Raw genomic sequence first — 18,903 nt, forward strand, 5'->3', positions numbered from 1 at the left:
AGATTCCCATGTCACTGCTAGAAATCAAGAATCTCAACGTTCGCTTCGGCGACAAGACCGCGACCCCGGTGGTCGATGGCCTCGACCTGAAAGTCGACAAAGGCGAAGTACTGGCCATCGTCGGCGAATCGGGTTCGGGTAAATCCGTGACCATGATGGCGCTGATGGGCCTGATCGAGCATCCCGGCATCGTCACCGCCGACTCGCTCAATTTCGACGGCAAAGACATGCTCAAGCTGAGCAACCGTCAGCGTCGGCAGATCGTCGGCAAAGACTTGTCGATGGTTTTTCAGGATCCGATGACCGCGCTGAACCCGAGCTACACCGTCGGTTTCCAGATCGAAGAAGTGCTGCGTCTGCACCTGAAAATGTCCGGCAAGCAAGCGCGCAAACGTGCGATCGAACTGCTGGAAAAAGTCGAAATCCCGGGCGCTGCCAGCCGTATGGACGCCTACCCGCATCAACTGTCCGGCGGTATGAGCCAGCGCGTCGCGATCGCCATGGCGATTGCCGGCGAGCCGAAACTGCTGATCGCCGACGAACCGACCACGGCTCTGGACGTGACGATTCAAGCGCAGATCATGGATCTGCTGCTGGCGCTGCAGAAAGAACAGAACATGGGCTTGGTGCTGATCACCCACGACCTCGCGGTCGTGGCTGAAACCGCCCAGCGCGTCTGCGTGATGTACGCCGGGCAAGCCGTGGAAGTCGGCCAAGTGCCGCAACTGTTCGACATCCCGGCGCACCCGTACAGCGAAGCGTTGCTCAAGGCGATTCCCGAGCACAGCCTCGGCGCCTCACGTCTGTCGACCCTGCCGGGCATCGTCCCGGGCCGTTACGACCGTCCGCAGGGTTGCCTGCTGTCGCCGCGTTGCCCGTACGTGCAGGACAGCTGCCGCGCGCAGCGTCCAGGCCTTGATCCGAAAGCCCACAGCCTCGCCCGCTGCTTCTACCCGCTGAACCAGGAGGTGGCGTAATGGCCGTCGTACTTACCGCCCGCGACCTCACCCGTCACTACGAAGTCTCCCGTGGCCTGTTCAAGGGCCACGCGACCGTGCGCGCCCTCAACGGCGTGTCGTTCGAACTGGAAGCCGGCAAGACCCTCGCTGTTGTAGGCGAGTCGGGTTGCGGCAAATCCACCCTCGCCCGTGCGTTGACGCTGATTGAAGAGCCTTCGTCCGGCTCGCTGAAAATCGCCGGACAGGAAGTCGCCGGCGCCGACAAGGCTCAGCGCAAGCAACTGCGCAAAGACGTGCAGATGGTGTTCCAGAGCCCGTACGCCTCGTTGAATCCACGGCAGAAAGTCGGTGACCAGCTCGGCGAACCGCTGCTGATCAACACCAACCTCTCCGCCGCCGAACGTCGCGAGAAAGTCCAGGCGATGATGAAGCAGGTCGGCTTGCGTCCTGAGCACTATCAGCGTTATCCGCACATGTTCTCCGGCGGCCAGCGTCAGCGTATCGCCCTGGCGCGCGCGATGATGCTGCAACCGAAAGTGCTGGTGGCGGACGAACCGACCTCGGCACTCGACGTATCGATTCAGGCGCAGGTGCTCAACCTGTTCATGGATCTGCAGCAGGAGTTCAACACCGCTTACGTGTTCATCTCGCACAACCTGGCGGTGGTGCAACACGTCGCCGATGACGTGATGGTGATGTACCTCGGCCGCCCGGTGGAAATGGGCCCGAAGAACGACATCTACGAACGCCCGCTGCACCCGTACACCCAGGCGCTGCTGTCGGCGACCCCGACCATTCACCCGGATCCGAACAAGCCGAAAATCAAAATCGTCGGCGAACTGCCTAACCCGCTGAACCCGCCACCGGGCTGCGCTTTCCACAAGCGCTGCCCGTACGCGACCGAGCGTTGCAGCACCGAAGAACCGGCACTGCGTCCGCTGGATAACCGGCAGGTGGCTTGCCACTACGCCGAGCAATTCCTCGACGGCGCGGCGTAAGCAAATCTGAAGGATGAGGCAAAAACTGTGGGAGTGGGCTTGCTCACGAAAGCGTCGTATCAGTCACTTTAATCGTTGACTGACACGCCGCCTTCGCGAGCAAGCCCGCTCCCACAGGGATTGCGTTTCAAACAGAGTCAAGTATTGATAAAACCCCTTCTGTCTCGAATGTGCATAATTCGAGACAGCAGGAGGTTTATTTAGTGATGGTTCAGAGCTGATGATTAGCCATTGTTAGTTACTGCCCTCAAAACCAGAAAACTCCCCCTTGACCACGATCTTCTTCTCCTCGCCATTTACTCTGGCGATCGTTGCTTCAGCTTCGATGATGGCTTCCTGGGTCAACTTATCGAACTTCACAAACTTGATAAAGCCAGTAATACCGTCATATTTAACGTCTGCGGAAGCCTGATAATGCGCTGTCGCCGTCCCCGCAGAACCAAACTGCTCAATCTTGTAACTTTCACCGGTTCTAATATCCAGCGTACGCACAAAGAAAGTTAACCACTCGTTTTTGTCATTGCGTCCCTCAAAACTAAAACCCTGATCGGACAGGCTTTGATGTACCAGAACATCCTTGGTCGAAAATCCCTCCACGGTAGTACCCTTCGCCTGTAACTTCCCGGTCGTCTTTTTTCTTTCGTTAGCGCTCATCATGCAATTCCTTTTGGTCATTTAGAAAAACACCCGTTTGCGGATGTATTTGTAATGACCGCATAACAAGCCGTCTACTGTCATATCTGACAGGTATCTCTACATAATCCTGATAATCTGACAAACGGTTCCTGACGAAAAGTCGATCTTGCTCGATCCGGACAATACGTTGTTAAAACTATAGGAGCTGCGGCACGCTGCGATCTTTAGATTCTGATTGATAAAATCCAGATCAAAAGATCGCAGCGTGCCGCAGCTCCTACAGGGATATCGCAACCAGGGGTTTATTTGATCTTTGATCTACGTCTGGCTATCGCCCTCATCCGGATCATCAGTGTCCGGCTCGTCAGTGGTCGAGTCGTCATCGTCGGCGGCACCGCCCTGCCCCTGATCGCCCGGCTCGGATTCGGACTTGGCGAGCATCAAGCCGCTGTGCCCCACCTGCCCGTTGAAGGCCTGAGAATCATGATCCTCGCACTCGGCCCAGGCCGTCGCGGTGCCGAGGGACAGCATCACCATTACTTTCAATAGCAATAAAACGCGTAGCAATCTGCTCTTCATAGCCGACTCCATCCTTTTCCAGGTGAGACATACGTGCCTGATTGGCGCTGTGTGAAATCTAGTTCCGATCAGCCGTGTTCACCAGATAGGACGCTAAAGGCGGAGTGGAAATGCCCTCGAAGGACAGATTGCTTTTGAATAACACTGATAGCTGAATCACCTAAGTGAAGGGTTGTGCGGGGTGGACGAACGAGTGGCTTGGCGGGTCAACGGAATTTAAAACAGCACAAGCACCGTACTGGCCAGCCAAACGTTGTGGCCAAGTACATCGAGAGATTACAAAAAACCGACTTGAGATCAAAAGCCCCTCACCCTAACCCTCTCCCGGAGGGAGAGGGGACTGATCTGAGGTGATTGGGAGAGGTAGGCCGACGTGGGATACCGAGTCGAGCCCAGATTCTGAAAGGCTCACAAATCGGCTCCCACTCCCTCTGGAGAGGCCTGGGCGGGCGGCGTTCCGATGAGGGGCAAAAAAACCACAAATCCAAAGTCGAAACCCGTGCTCCTCACCACTCAATAGGCCGAGTGTCAGCTCGCCTGCTCTTGATCTTGATCCACAGGCGACATCGGAAGGCTGAGTGGAGGGATTGATCCGGGCGTGGGAGCGCAGCGACCGTTTGGCGAAGCCAAACACAGCGAGAGGAGGTGCAGCGAAGCAAACCGTAGGCGCTGCGCCCGGATCGATCCCGCAGCGAAGGAACCCCGAGCTCCAGCGAGCGGGCCGTACGTAGGAGCAAGCGTTTTTTTGCTTACTTTTTTTAGGCGTTTGTAAAAAAAGTGAGTCGCCGTAAGGGCGAAACCGTAATCAGAAACTCCCGCAGAAACGGATATACCCCCAAACCCAAGGCAATAAAAAACCCCCAAGGCATACACCTTGGGGGCTTCGGACAAAACAGTTCAGAACTTAGTGATGCTCACGCGTCGCCCGGAATTTCACGTCCGGCCAGCGCTCTTCCATCAACGCCAGGTTAACCCGAGTCGGAGCGAGGTAGGTCAAATGCCCACCACCGTCGACCGCCAGGTTCTCCACAGCCTTGTTGGAAAACTCCTCAAGCTTCTTCTTGTCGCTGCACTCAATCCAGCGCGCGGAATACACAGTGATCGGCTCATACGAGCACTCAACCTTGTATTCCTCCTTCAAACGGCTGGCGACCACATCAAACTGCAGCACACCCACGGCGCCAAGAATGATGTCGTTGCTGCGCTCCGGGAAGAACACCTGCGTTGCACCCTCTTCGGCCAACTGCTGCAGACCCTGACGCAACTGCTTGGACTTCAGCGGATCACGCAGACGCACACGACGGAACAGTTCCGGCGCAAAGTGCGGGATGCCGGTGAAACCGAGGGTTTCGCCTTCGCTGAAGGTGTCGCCGATCTGGATGGTGCCGTGGTTGTGCAGACCGATGATGTCGCCGGCAAAGGCTTCTTCCAGCTGCTCACGCTCGGAGGAGAAGAACGTCAGGGCGTCGCCGATGCGCACGTCCTTGCCGGTGCGCACGTGGCGCATCTTCATGCCTTTCTCGTACTTGCCGGAGCAGATACGCATGAACGCGATACGGTCGCGGTGCTTCGGGTCCATGTTCGCCTGGATCTTGAAGATGAAGCCGGAGAACTTCTCTTCGACCGGCTCAACGGTACGTTCGTTGGCGACACGGGCCAATGGACGCGGCGCCCAATCGACAACGGCGTCGAGTACGTGGTCAACACCGAAGTTGCCCAAAGCTGTACCGAAGAACACCGGGGTCAGTTGACCGTCGAGGAATTCCTGCTGGTTGAATTCATGGCAGGCGCCCTGAACCAGCTCCAGTTGATCGATGAAACGGTCGTACTCGTCACCCAGGTGTGCGCGGGCTTCGTCGGAGTCGAGTTTCTCGATGATCTTGGTTTCGGTGCGTTCGTGACCATGACCGGCGGTGTAAACAATGATGTAGTCATCGGCCAGGTGGTACACGCCTTTGAAGTCGCGGTAGCAACCGATCGGCCAGGTGATCGGCGCGGCTTTGATCTTCAGAACGGCTTCGATTTCGTCGAGCAGTTCGATCGGGTCGCGGATGTCACGGTCGAGTTTGTTGATGAAGCTGACGATCGGCGTGTCACGCAGACGGCAGACGTCCATCAGCGCAATGGTACGCGGCTCAACACCTTTACCGCCGTCGAGCACCATCAGCGCCGAGTCGACCGCCGTCAGGGTGCGATAAGTATCTTCAGAGAAGTCTTCGTGGCCCGGGGTGTCGAGCAGGTTGATCATGTGTTCGCGATACGGGAACTGCATGACCGACGTGGTAATGGAAATACCCCGCTGCTTTTCCATCTCCATCCAGTCGGATGTCGCATGGCGATCGGATTTACGGGATTTCACCGTACCGGCCACTGCAATCGCCTTGCCCATCAACAGGAGCTTTTCGGTGATCGTGGTTTTACCGGCATCGGGGTGGGAAATAATGGCGAAAGTGCGGCGTTTCGCGACTTCGGCGGCCTGGTTGGTCATGGGAAATCGCCTGGCGGTGATTCAAAAAAGGGCGGCGAGTATAGCTTAAAAAGTAACCGCCGAACCACCGTCCCTCGGGCCCGCAAAACCCTGTAGGAGCTGCCGCAGGCTGCGATCTTTTGCTCTGTTGCGCTAGAACAAAGTCAAAAGATCGCAGCCTTCGGCAGCTCCTACAGGTGGCCAGATGGCATCTTATGTGGGAACCTTTCAGCGCTCGGAGACGTCCATCCCCTGTTACGAATTTTCGTCAGGGGCTGAAAAATCAGCAAGTTAGCCTGACGAGGCTGCGCTCATGGCTCGCTTTCAGACCGCTTTTCCGGTGCTGAAGGAGCTGCTTCTCGCGAACGTTTATTCCCGGCAGCCATGTATGGCATGCCACACGGGAGAGCGTTTGCCGACTACAAAAAAAGGAGTCCGCCTGTGGCTATCCGCTATGGCAAAGGGCTGATTGGAGGTGCGGTGGTGATCGCGCTCCTGGCCCTGCTGGTCCACTGGATCGGCATCAACACGATCGAACACTACCGCGACGATTTGTTGTTTTACCTGCAAGCTCATCTGATTCTCGTCCTCGCTTCAATGCTGGCCGCCCTTGTCGTGGGCATCCCCGCCGGCATCTTCCTCAGTCGCCCGACCATGGTCGGACGCGCCGAACGCTTCATGCAAATCTTCAATATCGGTAACACCGTGCCGCCGCTGGCCGTGCTCGCGATTGCCTTGGGCGTCCTCGGCATCGGCAGTGGCCCGGCGATCTTCGCTTTATTCCTCGCCTCCTTGTTGCCGATTGTGCGCAACACCTACGAAGGCCTTAAAAACGTTCAGGGATCGCTTAAAGAAGCGGCCGTCGGCATCGGCATGACGCCGCGCCAAGTGCTGTGGAAAGTCGAATTGCCCAACGCCGTGCCGATCATTGTCGGCGGTGTGCGTGTGGCCCTGGCGATCAACGTCGGCACCGCGCCGCTGGCATTCCTGATCGGCGCCAACAGCCTCGGCAGTCTGATCTTCCCCGGCATCGCCCTGAACAATCAGCCGCAACTGGTACTCGGCGCTGCGTGCACCGCACTGCTCGCGTTGCTGCTCGATGGCGTCGTCACGCTTGCCAGCCGTCTCTGGCTGGAACGCGGTTTGCGCACGTCTTAAGGCTTTTGCGAAGGAATACCTATGAAACGATTTAGCTTGATTCTAAGCCTGATGCTGAGCAGCGCCCTGCTGTTCGCCGGCATCGCGCAAGCCGCTGACAAACCGGTGATTCGCCTCGGCGCCCGGGTCTTCACCGAGCAAACCCTGCTCGCGGAAATCACCGCGCAATACCTGCGCAGTAAAGGCTACGACGCGCAGATCACTGGCGGTCTGGGCAGCAACCTCGCCCGCAGCGCTCACGAAAGCGGGCAACTGGATTTGCTCTGGGAGTACACCGGTGTGTCGCTGGTGGCTTACAACCATGTCACCGAGAAACTCGACAGCGCACAGTCCTACGCCCGGGTGAAAGAACTCGACGCCAAAAAAGGCCTGATCTGGCTGACGCCGTCGAAATTCAGCAACACCTACGCCCTCGCGCTGCCGAAAAAAGTGGCTGAGGAATATCCGCAGATCACCAACATCAGCCAGTTGAACGAGGTGCTGCGCGCTGAAGCCAAGACCAATCATCTGGTGGCGCTGGACACCGAGTTCGCCAACCGCTCCGACGGCCTGATCGGCATGGTCGACCTCTACGGCATGAACCTGACCCGCAAGAACATCCGCCAGATGGATGCCGGGCTGGTTTACACGGCGTTGCGCAACGGTCAGGTGTTCGCCGGTCTGGTCTACACCACCGACGGTCGCCTCAGCGCCTTTGGCCTGAAACTACTGGAAGACGACAAACATTACTTCCCCGACTACACCGCCGCACCGGTAGTGCGCCAGGCAACACTGGACGCCAACCCGAAACTGGCCGAGCAACTCAAGCCGCTGGCCGAACTGTTCGACGACGAAACCATGCGCCAGCTCAACGCGCGGGTCGATGTCGATCATGAAAGCCCATCGTCCGTTGCCGCCGATTTCCTGCGCCAACATCCGCTGAATTAAAGGAGGAAAAGTCATGGAATTCTTCAACGCCTTTTCCCATCTCGACTGGCAACAGGTGATGCACCTGACCTGGCAGCACATCACCCTGGTCGGCATCGCTGTAACGTTGGCGATTGTCGTCGGCGTGCCGCTGGGCATTTTGATGACGCGCTTCCCGAGCCTCGCCGGCCCGCTGCAGGCCAGCGCCACGGTGCTGCTGACCGTGCCGTCGATTGCGCTGTTCGGTTTGCTGCTGCCGTTCTACTCGAAGTTCGGTCAGGGCCTCGGCCCGATGCCGGCGATCACCGCCGTGTTCCTCTATTCACTGCTGCCGATCATGCGCAACACCTACCTCGCCCTCACCGGCGTCGAACCCGGCATACGTGAAGCCGCACGCGGCATCGGCATGACCTTCGGCCAGCGCCTGCGCATGGTCGAACTGCCAATCGCGGTGCCGGTCATCCTCGCCGGCGTGCGCACCGCCGTGGTGATGAACATCGGCGTGATGACCATCGCCGCGACCATCGGCGCCGGCGGTCTCGGTGTGTTGATCCTCGCGTCCATCAGCCGCAGTGACATGTCGATGCTGATCGTCGGCGCGCTGCTGGTCAGTCTTCTGGCCATTTTCGCTGACCTGTTTCTCCAATGGCTGCAACGCTCGTTGACTCCAAAAGGACTCCTCAAATGATCGAACTTCAAAACCTCAGCAAAACTTTCCAAAGCAACGGCAAAGACGTCAAAGCCGTGGATTCGGTGAGCCTGACCGTCAATGAAGGCGAGATCTGTGTGTTCCTCGGGCCATCGGGTTGCGGCAAAAGCACCACGCTGAAGATGATCAACCGCCTGATCAAACCGACCTCGGGCAAGATCCTTATTAATGGTGAAGACACCACCGATCTCGACGAAGTGACCCTGCGTCGCAACATCGGTTACGTGATCCAGCAGATCGGTCTGTTCCCGAACATGACCATCGAAGAGAACATCGTTGTCGTGCCGAAACTGCTGGGCTGGGACAAACAGAAATGCCACGACCGCGCCCGCGAGTTGATGAGCATGATCAAGCTTGAGCCCAAGCAGTATCTGCATCGTTATCCGCGTGAATTGTCCGGTGGCCAGCAACAGCGCATCGGCGTGATCCGCGCACTGGCGGCGGATGCGCCGCTGCTGCTGATGGACGAGCCGTTCGGTGCGGTTGACCCGATCAACCGCGAGATGATCCAGAACGAATTCTTCGAGATGCAGCGCGCGCTGAACAAGACCGTGATCATGGTCAGCCACGACATCGACGAAGCGATCAAACTCGGCGACAAGATCGCGATTTTCCGCGCCGGCAAACTGCTGCAGATCGATCACCCGGACACGCTGCTCGCGCACCCGGCGGACGACTTTGTCAGCAACTTCGTCGGCCAGGACAGCACACTCAAGCGTCTGCTGTTGGTCAAAGCGGAAGATGCGGCGGACAACGCGCCATCGGTGAGCCCGGAAACGCCAGTGGCCGATGCGCTGGAATTGATGGACGAACATGACCGTCGCTACGTGGTGGTTACCTGCGCCGACAACAAGGCACTGGGCTATGTGCGTCGTCGTGATCTGCACCGTCAGACCGGCACTTGCGCGCAGTTCCTGCGTGAATTCAACGCCACCGCCGCGTACGACGAGCATCTGCGCATCCTGTTGTCGCGCATGTACGAGTTCAACCGTTCGTGGCTGCCGGTGATGGACGCCGAGCGAGTGTTCCTCGGTGAGGTGACGCAGGAGTCGATTGCCGAGTATCTGAGCTCCGGCAAATCCCGCGGCGGCAAGACCAGCATCGTCTCGCCAGCTGAGGCCGTAGTCGCCTGATGAATCGGTAAATACACAAAACCCTGTGAGAGCGAGCTTGCTCGCGAAAGCGCAAGATCAGTCAACAACGATGTCGACTGTGAAAAAGCCTTCGCGAGCAAACTCGCTCCCACAGGATCCGGGTGATTTTTTCTTCATTCGTCATGCGGAAATTAATCTCAACACTGCATAACCGCACAGCCTGTCTAAAACGACCTGCGAAACAGCCAAATTCCCCCTCACACCCTCCCCTCGCCGCCAACGTCGCCGATGTTGCCGCCATCACACTTATCCACGACTTCGCCGACATAATCCGCGAACGTGCAGGTATTTTTAACACTTCGAAATTCTCGGGGAACATCTGTCCGTCATCTCGGTCGGCTACAAAGAGTGATCAAAGCGACGCACGTCAGAAGCGTGCAAAAACGCGACATTTTTAGTTGATCTCAGGCCCCTCACGCCCTAAAGTTCGCGCCGAACGTCCATGCTGGAAACGATCCATCCGGCTCAAGTACTGACGACGAGACAGCAAGGCCAAGGGCAAATCCGCCCGTGGCCTTTTTGCTTTCGGCGACATGCCTTGGGAAGTAGGCGAACCAAAGTGGGGATACGGAGGACGTTCATTTGCACCCATTGTTTAATTCAGTTTGCCAGTAGGAGTTCCCAGCATGTCGATCAATGTCGAAGACTATTTCGCGCGCGCCACTTTTGACAAAATGAAGGCGTTTGCCGACAAACAGGAAACCCCGTTCGTGGTGATCGACACCGCGATGATCAGCCAGGCCTACGATGACCTGCGCGCCGGTTTCGAATTCGCCAAGGTCTACTACGCGGTCAAGGCCAACCCGGCCGTCGAGATCATCGACCTGCTCAAAGAGAAGGGTTCGAGCTTCGACATCGCCTCGATCTACGAGCTGGACAAAGTGATGGATCGCGGCGTCAGCGCCGACCGTATCAGCTACGGCAACACCATCAAGAAATCCAAGGACATCCGCTACTTCTACGAGAAGGGCGTGCGTCTGTTCTCCACCGACTCCGAAGCTGACCTGCGCAACATCGCCAAGGCTGCACCGGGCTCGAAAGTCTATGTGCGAATCCTCACCGAAGGCTCGACCACGGCTGACTGGCCACTGTCGCGCAAATTCGGCTGCCAGACCGACATGGCCATGGATCTGCTGATCCTCGCTCGCGACCTCGGCCTGGTGCCTTACGGCATCTCCTTCCACGTTGGTTCGCAGCAGCGCGACATCAGCGTCTGGGACGCAGCGATCGCCAAGGTCAAAGTGATCTTCGAGCGTCTGAAAGAAGAAGACGGCATTCACCTCAAGCTGATCAACATGGGCGGTGGCTTCCCGGCCAACTACATCACCCGCACCAACAGCCTGGAAACCTACGCCGAAGAAATCATCCGCTTCCTCAAGGAAGATTTTGGTGATGACCTGCCGGAAATCATTCTGGAGCCAGGCCGTTCGTTGATCGCCAACGCCGGTATTCTGGTCAGCGAAGTGGTACTGGTCGCACGCAAGTCGCGAACGGCTGTTGAACGCTGGGTGTACACCGATGTGGGCAAGTTCTCCGGCCTGATCGAAACCATGGACGAAGCGATCAAGTTCCCGATCTGGACCGAGAAGAAAGGCGAGATGGAAGAAGTGGTCATCGCCGGCCCGACTTGCGACAGCGCCGACATCATGTACGAGAACTACAAGTACGGTCTGCCGCTGAACCTGGCGATTGGTGACCGGTTGTACTGGTTGTCGACTGGTGCTTACACCACCAGTTACAGCGCGGTTGAGTTCAACGGCTTTCCACCGCTGAAGTCGTATTACGTGTAAGCGTCTTACCCGTAACGCAAAAAGCCCATGACCTGTCATGGGCTTTTTGCGTTACAGCCGGGTCAATTTGCCCAGTTGGTCCGACATGCTTTGCACATCGTTCAACGGCCCCTTGAGCATCGGCAGCGCAGATTTCGCCCGCGCCATCGTCATCGCCGGATAATGGTTTCGAAGCATCTGTTGCGCTTCATCCAGCATGCACGACATCCGATGGCAGAAATCGCTGAGGTTGTTCGCCGCACTGGCAGCGCGTCGGCGCAGGTTGAACAGAAACTCGACATGTTCTTTGGACTGCGCGATTCGCTCCTCCTGCGAATACAACCGGTCTGGCTCATAAGTCGTGCCGGGCAGACCGATTTTACCCAGACTGTAATAGGCCTCGATCTTGGGGATCGGTTTATCGCACGTGCATATCGGCATCGTCAGGCACTCGATGAAACGCACGAAGATGCCGTGGATCGACTCGGCCAGTCCGATCACCCGGGTTTTGAAATTGAGCACCATGCCCCGGTATTGCTCAAGCCGGCGATCCATTTCGCGCAGCACATCGATGATGCTTTCGGCAGGTGTATTGCCCCAGGCAGGCGACCTCACCAGTGAAAAATGCCGCGGATCGATCGTGACGATCGTCTTTCGGCGATTGTCGGCCTTTGAAACGACTGCCTGAAACTCTTCGATAAAGGCAAAAATCTCACGCAACACCTGCGCAGAACGGCTGCCAAGCACCGGTGTGGCCACCTGTATCGCCCGCCAACACATTTCACTGGTTTGTGCAGCCTGCCTCAGGCTTTGAACATTCGGCGGCGGCACCATGATGTGCTTTTGCCGTTCGAAGATCCCGGTAAACTCGGTCATTTCCTGCAGGGCAGGGGGTAGATCCTGCAGAAACTTCACGTACTGCTTCAATGCAGCGAAGTTTTTTTCTGCCAGTAAATATTCAAGCATCAGCCTCTCCTTAGTCTGATCGTACTTTCATTGCCGATGGAACCGTGCCCATCGGCAATCCTGCGCCGGACTCTGATATCACACACAAATGCAGAGCACGCCTACCGGCAGACTCAGCGCTGCGGAACGGACAGCGGATTAAGGAAAGCGATAAACAGTGGCGCATGCTGTTTCAACGCGGCACTGAGTGCATCACAGTCGTCCGACACTTCGACATCGATTGCATCGCGCAACTGCTCAAAAGCATTCACGGCAGGACGGTAGGTGGCGGCATATTCGGCGCGACAGTCTTCCATGGCGTGAATGGCCTTCAGGTAAGTGACCTTGCCTTGCGAATCACGGATACCCGCGCGCGCGCGTTCAATCTCGGCCTGCACGCCATCGATTTTCAGCTTCAGCTTGTCGCTCTCACGCACCATGTCCAGGAAGCGCACAGACTCACGAATGCCAATAAGGGTTCGCTTCAGTTGGTCGATGGCCGCCATCACCAGTTTGATTTCCGGCGGAGCCAGGCCAAGTTCGGTGATCTTGGCGATGGTCAGCTCAACGTCCTTGCCCAGATTCTCGATACCGCTTTTTTCCAGCAGATTGACCCCGTTAATGATGACCTTTCGATCAGTCGCAAGCTCTGCAAGTTTGCTGTCCAGCTGTGCAATTTCTGCATCGGCCACGAGCGCGTCGCGCTGGAAATCGGCGATGTAAGCCTGCGTCAGACGCATATCAAACCGTGCATCAATATTGCGCAAGGCGTTACGCACCAGAGTTGCCTGCTTGGTCATGGCAGAGGAAATCGAACGCAAAATGTCCTTGCGCTCATCGTCGATTTCTTCAATGACCTCAGGATCGGTTTCTTTCAACCGATCCTTCTCGTTGCGGGCGAGACGTCGCAGGCAGTTTTGCAGATCATTCACTCCGGTCTGGGCCGAATCCTGCAATTGGTTTTGGCATTGCCCCATGCCACTCACAGTGCGCTTGAAGCGGTCAAACAGATCAGGCAGGTAACCCAGTTTAGTCTTCAAGACTTCTGCCTGAGTGCGAGCTTCACGCATCTGTTCGACAGTGGAGGCCAAAGTGGCCATGTCCACAGGCAGATAGCTCACTGTCGCGCTGAGACTGATCACACGCGAGGTTCGCGTGCTGAACGAATAGTTGCGCTCGTATTCTTCATCGGCCTCTTTGAAGACCTCAATAAGCTTGTCCGAGTCGGTCTCGATGGCTTTCCATGGCAGCACGACTTCTTCGAACTCGGTACCGAAAACCCGCAGGCTCAAGGCGTCGTTGACGCGGCCCATCGCAGCGACCGAGTTGGAAATGTGCAGGTAGAGGCTTTTCCAGACATGCATCAGGTTCTGCGTGGCGATGTCGGCATCGATGGCTACGATCATCAGACTTTGCAGGTCATGTTTGACGCGGGCAAGGGAACCGAGTGTCTGGTTCTTGCTCGCCAACACCTGGATATCCCGTTCCTGTTCGGCATACAACGCTTTGCGTGCCGCACGAATATTTTCCGCCTCCACCCCCATGTAGATAGCCATGGCCAGGCCCACGATGTTCATCCCGGCGGCAGACTTCAATGCCTCCTGAACAGCGGCCTTGTATTCAGTGTTTTTGATATCGATTTCTTTGGCACGATTATCGATGTCATTCTTCAATACTTTGATATCTGCAGCCAACGAACTGCTGTCGATCAAACCGACCCTGAGTTTGATATTGGGCAGAACATGCTCGCGCAGATCATAACCAAACAGGTCCAGGTCATTCTTGATGGCTTGCACATCGCTGAGGTTTTTATTGATCCGCTCGAATATTCGCTGCAGGTAGTAACCCAACGTCGCGACGGTATCCGGATCAACTTCAATATCCGGAAACTTGTCACCCAATTCAATTTCGAGTGTTTTAAGCTGGGCAAGTGTTTTAATCTTGTTTTTCTTGAGGAACGCGACCGAATCATCGTCGCTCAAGACTTCCTGAATCGCCTTGCCATAATTGAGCATGCTGCTGGCAAAGCTCTTCAGCCCCTGCCCGGTCATCATGATGCGTTCACGCAGCGGCGACCAGCGTCTTGCGTGGTTGCGGGTGTTTACAAAGGTCGAGAGGAAATCTGTCGGATTTAACCCTGGGCCGCCGTTCTGCCCTGCGCCATAGCGCAGATAATCTTCGACATCCTTCAGGGTATGCGGCAGCGCCAGGCCGGCTGCTTCATATTTACGCAAATCAATGATCTGTTTTTTAGTGAGGAGCAACCCTCTGTCGCGTACTACATCATCGCCATCCGACGTCGATGCGTCACTTAGTAACTTTGGCGCCGCTGCCGCCACCTGCATAACTTGTTCAGGCGAGGCATTATTCAGGGCATCGCCCCATAAGCTGGAAGAAGACATGATCATTCCTTTAATCAGTTTTAAGTCAAGTAAAATCAAAAACAATTCAGAACCCGTAAGAACTTAAACTTGCCAGACAGACTTAAACATAAAAGCCGCACTTAAAAAAAGCGTTTCATGCCTTCAATATATTTATAAAGAATACTAACAACTGGACATACGACTCGATACTTGCGAACAGCGCCTTGAACTCAACTAGACGCTGATGTGCCCTGCGCGCTCTTTATACTCTTGAGCCAATGCCTGAATGGCCGTGTGTGCTGCGCTCTCCAAAGTCTGGGCAGCCACGCCGAGAAACGCAGCATGCCCCCCGAACATTGCCTTGCGGTACCAGCCTGACGCCTCTTCAATCTGTGAGCGCTCGGCCAGCACGCTGGCATAACTGAACTGGCCACGGAAGTCGCCGGCCTGCGCCGAGCAGCGATACCAGTCGAAGGCTGCGGCAGGGTCCGCGCGACAATGGCGTCCCTCTTCAAGATAACGCCCGAGCAGGTTCATCGACTTGGCGTGTCCGGACTCGGCGGCCTGGCGATAAAGCGCCAATGCTTGCGGCTGATCGACCGCCACGCCGCGCCCGGTCGCCAATAGATTTGCCAGGTTGTACATCGCCCAATCCAGGCCTGCCTGCGCCGCGACTCGATAATGCTGCGCGGCAACCCCGGCATCGGCGGCACACCCCCAGCCATGCTCATGACAACGCCCGAGCATGTTGCGCGCCATCAGGTGCCCGCGTCCGGCGGCGATGCCGAACCAGCGCAGCGCCAGCGCTTGATCCTTGGCGATGCCTTGGCCGTCCAGAAGAATCTGCCCGAGCAACGCCTGCGCTTCAACCTCGCCCTCGCCCGCTGCCAGCAAAATGGCTTGGGCCGCACGGGCCGGACTTTCAGTGAGCATGGCGCTGAGTTGTTCGCCGTTGAGGACTTCCTCGCGACGCAATAGAAAACTCATACCTCGACCCAGCGACGCAGCAGGTTGTGATAGGTGCCGGTTAAGCGAATCAGCGAAGGGTGATCGGGCATGTCTTGAGTGAGTTCCTGGATTGCCCCGTCCATCTCGAACAGCAGCGCGCGCTGGCTGTCTTCGCGCACCAGGCTTTGCGTCCAGAAGAACGACGCATAGCGGGCGCCGCGAGTGACCGCGTTGACCTTGTGCAGGCTGGTGCCGGGGTACAACACCATGTCGCCGGCGGGCAGTTTCACTTGTTGCGTGCCGTAGGTGTCCTGGATTTCCAGTTCGCCGCCGTCGTAATCCTCGGGCTCACTGAAAAACAGCGTCGCCGACAGATCGGTGCGCACGCGCTCGATGCTGCCCTTGGGTTGGCGCACGGCGTTGTCGATGTGGAAATCGAAGCTGCCACCGGCCGTGTAACAGTTCACCAACGGTGGGAAGACTTTGTGCGGCAATGCGGCCGACATGAACAGCGGATTTTTCCACAGCCGCTCGAGCATCGCCGCGCCGATTTCCTTGGCCAGCGGATGGCCTTCGGGCAGTTGCAGATTGTGCTTGGCCTTGGCGGACTGGAAGCCGGCGGTGATCTTGCCATCGGCCCAGTCAGCCTGCTGCAAAGCCTCGCGAATGCGCTGCACCTCGTCTTTCGCGAACAGTGCGGGGATGTGCAGCAGCATGGCGATGTCACCTGATGGCAAAGAGGCGGCAATGGTATTGATTCTTATTGTCTATGTAAAACCCGGGAGACGAATGAACTGGCAGAAACCGTAAGGTTAAATTGTAAAGAATGTAAATTCAGTACGAATAACAATGTTTCGCAATTGATACGAATACCTGTTTACCCTATATTCCGCCGCCTCAAATCCTTGGGGAGGGGAATAAAAATGGCACGTCAACACGCACAATTACCGGTCAGTTCACCACGTCTGCTCGCCTCTGCAATCGGCGTCGCAATTACCGCCGGCTCCGCTGGCCAGATGGTGTTCGCTGCTGAGAAAACCGACAGCAAAGCGTCCGGCAATGCCATCGCTCTGGACGCCACCGCCATCACCGGCGAAGCGCAGGACTCGACGTCCTACCAGGTCGAAAAAGCCTCCTCGCCCAAGTACACCGCGCCGCTGGTCGACACGCCGCGCTCGGTCACCGTGATCCCGCAACAAGTACTCAAAGACACCGGCGCCCTGAACATGCAGGACGCGCTGCGCACCGTGCCGGGCATCACTTTCGGTGCCGGTGAAGGCGGCAACCCACAGGGCGACCGTCCGTTCATTCGTGGTTTCGACGCTCAGGGCGACACCTACCTCGACGGCGTCCGTGACACCGGTTCGCAGAGCCGCGAAATTTTCGCCGTGGAAAACATTGAAGTCAGCAAGGGCCCGAACTCCGCCATCGGCGGTCGTGGCGCAGCGGGCGGCAGCATCAACCTGGTGAGCAAGAAAGCCCACCTCGGCAACTCGTTCGACGGTGGTTTCACCTGGGGTTCCGACCAGACCCAGCGTTACACCCTCGACGGCAACTACCAGTTCAGCGACACCGCCGCCGGCCGTCTGAATCTGATGAGCCACGAAAGCAACGTCGCCGGCCGTGACAAGGTCGATTACGACCGTTGGGGTATCGCCCCGTCCCTGGCGTTTGGCCTGGGTACCGACACCCGCGTCAACCTCGATTACTACCATCTGGAAAGCAACGACACTCCGGACTCCGGCGTGCCGTACACCATTCCGCTCGGCGGCTCGGCGGCACGCAGCAAATCCAATCCGGACAAGCCGTACTCGGGTGGCGACCACAGCAACTTCTACGGTCTGGATCGCGATTTCCGCAAGGGCCGCACCGACACCGCGACCTTCGCCATCGAACACGATTTGAGCGACTCGCTGACCATCAAGAACACCCTGCGTCACGGCACCAGCATGCAGGATTACATCCTGACCCAACCGGACGACAGCAAGGGCAACGTCAACAACGGTACGGTCTGGCGTCGTGCGAACACTCGGGTGAGCAACACCGAAACCACCACCAACCAGACTGATCTGTTCGGTAACTTCTACGTTGCTGGCTTCAAGAACAGTTTCTCTACCGGTGTGGAATACACCCGTGAGGAGAGCCAGAAGTCCTCGTACAACGTCAACACTGACACCACGCCGCGCACCACCGCCGCGACCACTAACTGCAACCCGGGGCTGATCGGCGCAGCCAGTGGCTACAACTGCACCTCGCTGTCCAACCCGAACCCGAACGATCCGTGGAACGGCGCGATCTCGCGCAACTACGCCGGCACTGATACCCAGTCCGATACGTACGCGCTGTATGCGTTCGACACCCTGGAGTTGTCCGAGCAGTGGCTGGTGAATATGGGCCTGCGTTACGACCACTTCGAAACCGGCTACAAGACTTACACCAACGCCGGCACCACCACTTCGAAGGGTGCTGACACCAGCGAGTTCGTCACCGGTCAGTTCGGCGTGGTTTATAAGCCAGCGGAAAACGGCAGCATCTATGCGTCTTACGCGACCTCGGCCACTCCACCGGGCAACACCCTGGGCGAAGGTCAGGAAGGCAACCCGTTGGGCGGCAGCACTGACCGTGCCGGTAACCTGCTGAGCAGCGACATGGAGCCGGAAACCACCAAGAACTACGAAATCGGTACCAAATGGGATCTGCTCAACGATCGTCTGTCGCTGACCGCTGACATCTTCCGCACCGAGAAAGAAAACGCTCGGGTACAAGTCGACACCACTTCGTACGAAAACGCCGGCAAGACCCGCGTGCAAGGTTTCGAACTGTCGGCCAGCGGCAAGATCACCGAGAAATGGCAAGTGTTCGCCGGTTACGCGTTCATGGACAGCGAGCAAGTTGATGGCGGCCCGCTGAACCGCGCCACCGACGGCAACGAACTGCCTAACACGCCGAAAAACAGCGCCAGCCTGTGGACTACTTATCAGGTCACTCCGAAGCTGACCCTCGGTGGTGGCGCGTTCTATGTCGACGACGTTTACGGCAGCGTGGCTAATACGACCATGGTCGATTCGTATGTGCGTTACGACGCGATGGCGGCGTACAAGCTGACCAAGAACGTCGACCTGCAACTCAACGTGCAGAACCTGACCAACGAAACCTACTACGACAAAGCCTTCTCGACCCATTTCGCCAACCAGGCGGCGGGCCGTACGGCATTGTTGAGCACCAATTTCCACTTCTGATTGATGCTGTAAATGTGGGAGCGGGCTTGCTCGCGAAAGCGGTGTGTCAGAGAAATAGATATCGACTGACACG

The 18,903-nt window shown here is 57.2% G+C and carries 15 protein-coding genes; 8 read left to right on the forward strand and 7 right to left on the reverse strand.

The features are described 5' to 3' along the window. Positions 1 to 8 precede the first annotated feature (8 nt). Together KFS80_RS04590 and KFS80_RS04595 are read left to right on the forward strand one after the other, a co-directional pair. Positions 9 to 977, forward strand: coding sequence for an ABC transporter ATP-binding protein (locus tag KFS80_RS04590; protein WP_129389065.1), 969 nt, complete (start codon positions 9 to 11; stop codon positions 975 to 977). Beyond that, the gene (locus KFS80_RS04595; protein ID WP_053117064.1) at positions 977 to 1,957 is read left to right on the forward strand and encodes a peptide ABC transporter ATP-binding protein; all 981 of its coding nucleotides are present in this window, start codon (positions 977 to 979) and stop codon (positions 1,955 to 1,957) included. The genes KFS80_RS04590 and KFS80_RS04595 overlap by 1 nt, the downstream gene beginning before the upstream one ends. A 234-nt stretch (positions 1,958 to 2,191) precedes the next feature. Here the strand turns inward: KFS80_RS04595 and KFS80_RS04600 are convergent, their stop codons facing one another. The 3 genes from KFS80_RS04600 to KFS80_RS04610 all read right to left on the reverse strand — a co-directional run bounded on the left by KFS80_RS04600 (position 2,192) and on the right by KFS80_RS04610 (position 5,660). Further along, the gene (locus KFS80_RS04600; RefSeq protein WP_212544086.1) at positions 2,192 to 2,611 is read right to left on the reverse strand and encodes a hypothetical protein; all 420 of its coding nucleotides are present in this window, start codon (positions 2,609 to 2,611) and stop codon (positions 2,192 to 2,194) included. 300 nt (positions 2,612 to 2,911) lie between these two features. Next, positions 2,912 to 3,172 carry a hypothetical protein gene (locus KFS80_RS04605; protein ID WP_159815350.1) on the reverse strand — a complete coding sequence of 87 codons (261 nt, stop codon included), beginning with the start codon at positions 3,170 to 3,172 and terminating at the stop codon, positions 2,912 to 2,914. 904 nt (positions 3,173 to 4,076) lie between these two features. Further along, positions 4,077 to 5,660 carry a peptide chain release factor 3 gene (locus KFS80_RS04610; RefSeq protein ID WP_159815349.1) on the reverse strand — a complete coding sequence of 528 codons (1,584 nt, stop codon included), beginning with the start codon at positions 5,658 to 5,660 and terminating at the stop codon, positions 4,077 to 4,079. 420 nt (positions 5,661 to 6,080) lie between these two features. Here KFS80_RS04610 and KFS80_RS04615 point away from each other — a divergent pair, with 420 nt between their 5' ends. The 5 genes from KFS80_RS04615 (at position 6,081) to KFS80_RS04635 (ending at position 11,356) form a co-directional block, all read left to right on the forward strand. Then, on the forward strand, positions 6,081 to 6,797 hold the full coding sequence (locus tag KFS80_RS04615) for an ABC transporter permease (RefSeq protein WP_053117060.1): 717 nt from the start codon (positions 6,081 to 6,083) through the stop codon (positions 6,795 to 6,797). A 21-nt stretch (positions 6,798 to 6,818) separates the two neighbouring features. Next, on the forward strand, positions 6,819 to 7,724 hold the full coding sequence (locus KFS80_RS04620) for a glycine betaine ABC transporter substrate-binding protein (RefSeq protein WP_053117059.1): 906 nt from the start codon (positions 6,819 to 6,821) through the stop codon (positions 7,722 to 7,724). A 13-nt stretch (positions 7,725 to 7,737) separates the two neighbouring features. Further along, positions 7,738 to 8,391 (forward strand): ABC transporter permease, encoded by a 654-nt coding sequence (locus KFS80_RS04625; RefSeq protein WP_053117058.1) that lies wholly within the window; start codon positions 7,738 to 7,740, stop codon positions 8,389 to 8,391. Beyond that, complete coding sequence (locus KFS80_RS04630; RefSeq protein WP_053117057.1) at positions 8,388 to 9,545, forward strand: osmoprotectant ABC transporter ATP-binding protein OsmV; 1,158 nt, start codon at positions 8,388 to 8,390, stop codon at positions 9,543 to 9,545. The genes KFS80_RS04625 and KFS80_RS04630 overlap by 4 nt, the downstream gene beginning before the upstream one ends. Before the next feature lie 647 nt (positions 9,546 to 10,192). Further along, a complete protein-coding gene (locus KFS80_RS04635) occupies positions 10,193 to 11,356 on the forward strand; it encodes a type III PLP-dependent enzyme (RefSeq protein ID WP_053117055.1) in 1,164 nt (387 codons plus the stop codon). A gap of 51 nt (positions 11,357 to 11,407) precedes the next feature. Here the strand turns inward: KFS80_RS04635 and KFS80_RS04640 are convergent, their stop codons facing one another. From KFS80_RS04640 to KFS80_RS04655, 4 genes are all read right to left on the reverse strand, one after another. Next, entirely contained in the window at positions 11,408 to 12,250 is an 843-nt protein-coding gene (locus tag KFS80_RS04640) for a hypothetical protein (RefSeq protein ID WP_338109583.1), read from the reverse strand. 164 nt (positions 12,251 to 12,414) lie between these two features. Further along, positions 12,415 to 14,682: an alpha-xenorhabdolysin family binary toxin subunit A gene (locus KFS80_RS04645; protein WP_212544088.1), complete on the reverse strand. Its 2,268-nt coding sequence runs from the start codon at positions 14,680 to 14,682 to the stop codon at positions 12,415 to 12,417. Positions 14,683 to 14,877: 195 nt separating this feature from the next. Beyond that, a complete protein-coding gene (locus tag KFS80_RS04650) occupies positions 14,878 to 15,630 on the reverse strand; it encodes a tetratricopeptide repeat protein (RefSeq protein WP_212544089.1) in 753 nt (250 codons plus the stop codon). After that, positions 15,627 to 16,307 (reverse strand): Fe2+-dependent dioxygenase, encoded by a 681-nt coding sequence (locus KFS80_RS04655; RefSeq protein WP_212544090.1) that lies wholly within the window; start codon positions 16,305 to 16,307, stop codon positions 15,627 to 15,629. The genes KFS80_RS04650 and KFS80_RS04655 overlap by 4 nt, the downstream gene beginning before the upstream one ends. A 207-nt stretch (positions 16,308 to 16,514) precedes the next feature. On the opposite strand from KFS80_RS04655, the gene KFS80_RS04660 reads away from it, so the two are divergent. Further along, on the forward strand, positions 16,515 to 18,830 hold the full coding sequence (locus tag KFS80_RS04660) for a TonB-dependent receptor (RefSeq protein ID WP_212544091.1): 2,316 nt from the start codon (positions 16,515 to 16,517) through the stop codon (positions 18,828 to 18,830). Positions 18,831 to 18,903: the final 73 nt, after the last annotated feature.

It is taken from the genome of Pseudomonas rustica (assembly GCF_018336155.1).
Classification (GTDB): Bacteria; Pseudomonadota; Gammaproteobacteria; order Pseudomonadales; family Pseudomonadaceae; genus Aquipseudomonas; species Aquipseudomonas rustica.

Bases quoted from the DNA above. Each gene is read 5' to 3' on its own strand.
- KFS80_RS04660 (WP_212544091.1), top strand. From the start codon at position 16,515: ATGGCACGTCAACACGCACAATTACCGGTCAGTTCACCACGTCTGCTC.
- KFS80_RS04620 (WP_053117059.1), top strand. From the start codon at position 6,819: ATGAAACGATTTAGCTTGATTCTAAGCCTGATGCTGAGCAGCGCCCTG.
- KFS80_RS04630 (WP_053117057.1), top strand. From the start codon at position 8,388: ATGATCGAACTTCAAAACCTCAGCAAAACTTTCCAAAGCAACGGCAAA.
- KFS80_RS04625 (WP_053117058.1), top strand. From the start codon at position 7,738: ATGGAATTCTTCAACGCCTTTTCCCATCTCGACTGGCAACAGGTGATG.
- KFS80_RS04655 (WP_212544090.1), bottom strand. From the start codon at position 16,307: ATGCTGCTGCACATCCCCGCACTGTTCGCGAAAGACGAGGTGCAGCGC.
- KFS80_RS04600 (WP_212544086.1), bottom strand. From the start codon at position 2,611: ATGAGCGCTAACGAAAGAAAAAAGACGACCGGGAAGTTACAGGCGAAG.
- KFS80_RS04590 (WP_129389065.1), top strand. From the start codon at position 9: ATGTCACTGCTAGAAATCAAGAATCTCAACGTTCGCTTCGGCGACAAG.
- KFS80_RS04595 (WP_053117064.1), top strand. From the start codon at position 977: ATGGCCGTCGTACTTACCGCCCGCGACCTCACCCGTCACTACGAAGTC.
- KFS80_RS04635 (WP_053117055.1), top strand. From the start codon at position 10,193: ATGTCGATCAATGTCGAAGACTATTTCGCGCGCGCCACTTTTGACAAA.
- KFS80_RS04650 (WP_212544089.1), bottom strand. From the start codon at position 15,630: ATGAGTTTTCTATTGCGTCGCGAGGAAGTCCTCAACGGCGAACAACTC.
- KFS80_RS04645 (WP_212544088.1), bottom strand. From the start codon at position 14,682: ATGTCTTCTTCCAGCTTATGGGGCGATGCCCTGAATAATGCCTCGCCT.
- KFS80_RS04610 (WP_159815349.1), bottom strand. From the start codon at position 5,660: ATGACCAACCAGGCCGCCGAAGTCGCGAAACGCCGCACTTTCGCCATT.
- KFS80_RS04605 (WP_159815350.1), bottom strand. From the start codon at position 3,172: ATGAAGAGCAGATTGCTACGCGTTTTATTGCTATTGAAAGTAATGGTG.